Origin of the sequence: Pararhodobacter sp. (assembly GCF_036802785.1) — a bacterium.
Classification (GTDB): domain Bacteria; phylum Pseudomonadota; class Alphaproteobacteria; order Rhodobacterales; family Rhodobacteraceae; genus Pararhodobacter.
The window spans coordinates 1-6,156 of record NZ_DAIRVN010000122.1; the positions used below are offsets into that span (position 1 = coordinate 1).

Below are 6,156 nucleotides of genomic sequence, written 5' to 3' on the forward strand. Positions count from 1 at the left end.
CCCGGCGTTGATCTTGGCGAAATTCGCGCGGCTGACCGATCCGCATCCGGCGGGCGGGGCGGGGCTGGGGCTGGCGATCTGCCGGGAGATCATGCACAACCTTGGTGGCGATATCGCCTATGTGCCGGGGCAGGGTGGCGCGGCGTTCAGGGTCAGCTTTCCGGCGGTTTTCACCCCTGCGCAGGTGCACAAGCCGGGCGCCCGCGCTGCGCGCGGCAAGTGGCGCGACAGGCCGGTGGACAGTGCGGCTGAGTAACGGGGCGGCTGAGTAACGGGGCGGCGGGCTGATGGCGCGGGGCTTCCCGTCCCTGGCGCATCAGGCCGGTTTGCTGCCCTGAAACTGTAGCGCATGCAGGCTGGCATAGACCCCGCCGCGCGCCAGCAGCGCGTCATGATCGCCCTCTTCCACTAGCCGCCCCTTGTCCATCACCACGATCTTGTCCGCCCGGCGCACGGTGGACAGCCGGTGCGCGATCACCAGCGTGGTGCGCCCGTTGCTGAGCCGGTCAAGGGCTGCCTGCACCAGCGCCTCTGAGCGGGCATCCAGCGCCGAGGTGGCCTCATCCAGCAGCAGGATGGGGGCGTTGCGCAAAAGCGCGCGGGCAATCGCCACGCGCTGGCGCTGCCCGCCCGAAAGGGCCGAGCCGCGCGGGCCGACGCGGGTATCCAGCCCCTGCGGCAGTTGCGCCAGAAACTCATCGACATGCGCGGCCTCCAGCGCCTCACGCAGCTTCGCCTCGCTGACCGCGGCGCCCAGAACGATATTGTCGCGCAGGGTTTCGTCAAACAGCGCGCTGTCCTGCGCCACAACCGAGAAAAGGCCGCGCAGCCCCGCCAGATCCATCTGCCGGATGTCATGCCCGCCGAGGGTGATGCGGCCTGACTGCGGGTCAGCCAGCCGGGTAAGCAGGGTAAAGACGGTCGATTTTCCCGCGCCGGAGGGGCCGACAAGGGCGGTTGTCTGACCGTCCTGCGCCGTGAAGGCGAAGTCGCGCAGCACCGGGTCCTGCTCATAGGCGAACTGCACCTCCTCGAACCGGATGCTGGTCTGCCCGGGGCCGGGAAGGGGTGCCAGCGGCGGGCTGGGCTGGGTGATGGTCGCCGGGGTCTGCAACAGGGCATGAACCCGGTCCAGACTGGCCAGAACCGCCTGCCAGAGGCCGGTCAGCCCGCTCAGACGGCGCAGGGGCTCGAACATCAGGGCGAAGGCGGTGAAGAAGCTCATGAATTCGCCGACCGAGCGGGTGCCGTCGATGATCTGCCCGCCGCCATAGATCAGCACCAGCGCAAACCCCAGCGCCGCCACCACATCGGCCAGCGCGCCCATCCCGGCCTGACCGATGCGGGTGCGCACGCTGGCGGCGATGAACCGCGCCACGGCGGCATGAAAGCGCGCGCCCTCGCGGGCCTCAAGCCCGTTGCGCTGGATCGTATAGACGCCGTGAAACACCTCATCCAGCCGGTTCGAGGATTCAGCCGAGGCTTCGCGCGCGCGGGTGCCGACGCGGCGCACCACCCGTTGCAGCGCCAGAATCGGCAGGATCAGCAGCGGCGTGCCGATCACGGCAATCAGTGTCCAGAGCCAGTCAATCCAGATCGCCACACCCAGCAGCACGACGATAGAGATCACGTCGCGCGCCAGTGCGGGCAGGATCTCGGTAAAGATCACCCCCAGCCCCTGACTGTCGCCGCGTACCCGGTCAATCAGGGTGCCGGGCGGGTGTCGGTGGTAAAAGGCCTGATCCAGCCGCATCAGATGAGCCACCAGCCGCTCCTGCATCCGGCCGACCACGCTTTCGGCCAGATAGGTCATCAGCGGCTTGTGGATCATCGAGGTGACGCCGCGAATCAGAAAGGTGCCCGCCACAGCCAGCGCGACCCAGATCAGGCTGTCGGATTTTCCCTGCACCAGCACGTCATCGAACATCGGCTGCACCAGCAGGCTCAGCGCCCCCATCATGGCCCCGTCGATGGCCATGAGCACGGTCGCCAGCCCCAGAAGGGGCAGGAACTGCCGGATGTAGCCCTGCCAGAGCCATGCTGCCAGCATCCGGTCGCGGGCTCTGCCGGGCGGGGTGGTGGCCGGCGCGGGTTGCGCGGGCGAAGGGGGCGTCGGTTCAGCCTGCATGCACCGGGTGCCTTTGCTGGGGATCACTGCGCGCGCTATAGCGCGATTCGGGACAGGAGAGAACCGCCCGCACCATGTGCGGCACCAGCCACCTGCCCGCTTTTCCGGCGCAGGCCGCGCCAGATGCCCGCATTGTGTTCTTCCCTCTGGCAACCTCTTTGAATTTGGGGCATTTCGTCCTGTGCCAGAGGGGCGTCAGGGAACGTCTGGCCGCGCCGGGGCGTTATTTCCCTTCGGACCCATCCATTCTGAAAGCCCCGCAATGACCCTTCCTCAGATTCTGATACTGGCTATTCTGGCGATGACGCTGGCGCTTTTTCTCTGGGGCAGGCTGCGCCATGACGTGGTGGCGCTGTCCGCGCTGATGGCCTGTGTGGTGACCGGCGTGGTCCCGGCAGCCGAGGCTTTCGCGGGTTTCGGGCATCCGGCGGTGATCACCGTGGCCTGCGTTCTGGTGCTCAGCGCCGGGCTGCAAAGCTCTGGCGCGGTGGATGTGCTGGCGCGCGCCGTGTTGCCGCGCGAGGCCGGGCGCGCGATGTCGCTGGCGGCGCTGATGGGGCTGGGCGCGCTTTTGTCGGGTTTCATGAACAATGTCGGCGCGCTGGCGCTGCTGATGCCGATTGCGGTGCAGCTTTCGCGCCGTCTGAACATGGTGCCGGGGCAGGTGCTGATGCCGCTGGCTTTCGGCACCATTCTGGGCGGGATGACCACGCTGGTGGGTACGCCGCCCAACCTGATTGTCTCGGGCTTTCGTGCCGATGCCGGGCTTGGCGGCTTTGCGATGTTCGATTTCGCCCCGATCGGTGTTGCGGTGACGGCTGTGGGTGTGGCCTTTGTCGCCCTGATCGGCTGGCGGCTGGTGCCGGTGCGCAAGGCCAGCTCCGGTGACGGGTTCGAGACCGGCGCCTATCTGACCGAGGTGCGGGTGCCCGAGAAAAGCAAGGCCGTGAACATGACGCTGCGTCAGTTCGAGCGCGAGCTTGAAGGCTCCCCGGCGCAGATTGTCGGTCTGGTGCGGAACGAGGTGCGGATGAACGCGCCCCATGGCGGGCGGCGTATCCAGTCTGAGGATATTCTGGTGCTGGAGGCCGATGTCGAGGGCTTGGCCGAGGCGTTGTCGGCCTATGACATCAAGCTTGCCGAGCAGGTGAAACCGGAAAAGCCCGGTGATGAGGCAAAGGCGGACAGCGGGAAGGAAGACGCCGGGAAGGAAAGCGCGGGCAAGGCAGAGGCTGGCAAGGATGGTGCGGGGGAGGCTGCAGCTGCCACCTCCGGGGATGAAAAGCCTGGGGAAGAGGAAAAGCCCAAGGAAGACGAAAAGCCCAAGGAAGACGAAAAGAAAGAGATCGACCCCTCACGCGATGACGATATCGTGCTGCGCGAACTGGCGGTGCTGCCCGGCGCCTCGATTGTCGGGCGCTCGGCCAGCGATATGAAGCTGCGCACCCGCTACGGGCTGAACCTGCTGGCGGTGTCGCGCGAAGGGCAGCGGCCAAAGGCCCGGTTGCGCACGCTCAGGCTGCATTCGGGTGATCTGCTGATGATGCAGGGGCCCGCCGATGCCCTGTCTGAATTTGCCAGCGATTCCGGCTGCGTGCCATTGGGCGAGCGCGATCTGCGCCTGCCGGACAAGCGTATGGCCTATCTGTCAGCCGGCATCATGATGGCGGCGGTGGTGGTGGTCACGCTGGGCCTGCTGCCGGCGGCGGCGGGTTTCGCGCTGGCGGTTCTGGCCTCGATGCTGCTGCGCACGGTGCCGCCGCGCAAGGTCTATACCTCGATCGACTGGCCGGTGATCGTGCTGCTCGCCACGCTGATCCCGGTGGCCGGGGCCATGCAGGAAACCGGCGCGGCGGGGCTTGTGGCGCAGTTTCTGGTGAACACTGTTGCGCAGGGCAACGCCGTGGCGGCGCTGGCGGTCATTCTCATAACCACGATGTTCCTGTCCGATGTGATGAACAACGCCGCTACTGCCGCCGTCATGTGCCCGGTGGCGCTGGGGATTGCGGCGGCGCTGGGGGTCAGCCCTGACAGTTTCCTGATGGCGGTGGCGATCGGCGCCTCCTGCGCGTTTCTGACGCCGATCGGGCATCAGAACAACACGCTCATTCTGGGGCCGGGCGGCTTCCACTTCGGCGATTACTGGCGTCTGGGCCTGCCGCTTGAGGCGCTGGTCGTTGTGGTGGCGATACCGCTTCTGCTGATCGTGTGGCCATTGTAAGCCCGGCCTAAGCTCCGGCGGAATCCCTGGCCCCTGCGCGTGACGGTTGCGCAAAGACACGCGAAGGCCTACATATGCTGCAACGCAGCATCAGGAGTTTGCATGACGCAGTCATCCGCTACCAAGACGATCAATCTGGCGCTTCAGGGCGGTGGTTCGCACGGCGCGCTGACATGGGGTGTGCTGGACCGGTTGCTGGAGGATGAGCGGCTGACCATCGCCGAGATCAGCGGCACCAGCGCCGGGGCGATGAATGCCGTGGTTCTGGCCGATGGCATTGAACGCGGCGGGCGGGAGGGTGCGCGCGCGGCGCTCGAATCCTTCTGGCGGGCGGTCAGCGCCAAGGCGCTTTTCTCGCCGATGCAGCGCAGCCCGCTGGACCGGATTCTGGGCCGCTTCAGTCTGGACCAGTCGCCCGCCTATCTGATGGCCGAGGGCCTCAGCCGGGTGTTTTCGCCCTATCAGCTGAACCCGCTGGGCCTCAACCCGCTGCAGGATGTGCTTGATGCACAGGTGGATTTCGACAACGTCAACCGCTGCAAGGCGATCGCGGTGCATGTCACCGCCACCCATGTCCGCACCGGGCGCGCGCGCGTCTTTTCGCGCGGCGAGGTGACGCTGGAATCGGTCATGGCTTCGGCCTGCCTGCCGCAGATGTTTCCGGCGGTCGAGATAGACGGAGAGGATTACTGGGATGGCGGGTTCAGTGCCAACCCGGCGCTGATGCCGCTGATCGCCAGCAAAGTGACACCCGATATCGTCATCGTTCAGATCAACCCGATTGTGCGCCATGAAACCCCCACCTGCGCGCGCGAAATCATCAACCGCGTCAACGAGATCAGCTTCAACACCGCGCTGATCAAGGAATTCCGTGCGATTGAGCTGATGCAGCGCTTTGTGGCGGCCAAGGGGATTGATCTGGGGGCCACAGGGCAGACCTATCTGCATATGATCCACACCGATTCCGAGGTGCAGGATCTGGCGGCGTCCAGCAAGCTCAATGCCGAATGGGCCTATCTGCAACTGCTGTTCGGGCGCGGGCGCAGCTGGGCCGGGGCATGGCTGGACACCCATTTTGACCGGATCGGCAAGGGCTCTTCCTTTGATCTGGAGGCGTTTTTCGACGATCCGACGCTGAAATCCGCTCCGGCAGCGTAGCGCCATGGCGGGCATCCTGGTCATTCTGGCGGCACTGGGTGCACTGATCTATCTGGCCTATCGCGGCCTGAGCCTGATTTTGCTGACCCCGGCGCTGGCTCTGCTGGCGGTGCTGGCCGCCGATGGCGGGCCGGTGCTGGCAAGCTATACGCAGATCTTCATGCAGGCCACCGGCGGGTTCATCATCCAGTATTTCCCGCTGTTCCTGCTGGGGGCGGTCTTTGGCAAGCTGATGGAAGCCTCGGGCGCGGCGCGGGTGCTGGCCGATGCGATCATCCGCGGGCTGGGGGCGGGGCGCGCGATTCTGGCGGTGGTGCTGTCCTGCGCGGTGATGACCTATGGCGGCGTGTCGCTGTTCGTGGTGGCCTTCGCCGTCTGGCCCATCGCCTCGGCGCTGTTTCAGGAGGCCGATCTGCCCAGGCGGCTGATCCCGGCGACCATCGCGCTGGGGGCGTTTACCTTCACCATGACCGCGCTGCCGGGCACGCCTGCCATCCAGAATGCGATTCCGATGCCCTATTTCGGCACCACGCCCTTTGCCGCGCCCGGGCTGGGGGTGATCACGGCACTGATCATGCTGGGGCTGGGCTGGGCCTGGCTGGAGCGGCGGGCGCGGGCGCTTGGGCCGGGCTATGGTGAGGGGGCGGCA

The 6,156-nt window shown here is 66.5% G+C and carries 5 protein-coding genes; 4 read left to right on the plus strand and 1 reads right to left on the minus strand.

All coding sequences use genetic code 11. The features are described 5' to 3' along the window. Window positions 1–256, plus strand: a 256-nt coding sequence (locus V7Q53_RS22775; protein WP_333831265.1) for an ATP-binding protein, incomplete at its 5' end; no start/stop codon positions are given. A gap of 60 nt (window positions 257–316) precedes the next feature. On the opposite strand, the gene V7Q53_RS22780 is transcribed toward V7Q53_RS22775, so the two are convergent. Then, window positions 317–2,128, minus strand: a complete 1,812-nt coding sequence (locus V7Q53_RS22780; RefSeq protein ID WP_333831267.1) for an ABC transporter ATP-binding protein — start codon at window positions 2,126–2,128, stop codon at window positions 317–319. Between the two features lie 262 nt (window positions 2,129–2,390). Here V7Q53_RS22780 and V7Q53_RS22785 point away from each other — a divergent pair, with 262 nt between their 5' ends. From V7Q53_RS22785 to V7Q53_RS22795, 3 genes are all read left to right on the plus strand, one after another. Beyond that, window positions 2,391–4,349, plus strand: a complete 1,959-nt coding sequence (locus V7Q53_RS22785) for an SLC13 family permease (RefSeq protein WP_333831269.1) — start codon at window positions 2,391–2,393, stop codon at window positions 4,347–4,349. 102 nt (window positions 4,350–4,451) lie between these two features. Then, window positions 4,452–5,507 carry a patatin-like phospholipase family protein gene (locus tag V7Q53_RS22790; protein ID WP_333831271.1) on the plus strand — a complete coding sequence of 352 codons (1,056 nt, stop codon included), beginning with the start codon at window positions 4,452–4,454 and terminating at the stop codon, window positions 5,505–5,507. 4 nt (window positions 5,508–5,511) lie between these two features. Next, window positions 5,512–6,156 (plus strand): GntP family permease (locus V7Q53_RS22795; RefSeq protein ID WP_442954472.1); only part of this gene is annotated, 645 nt, incomplete at its 3' end.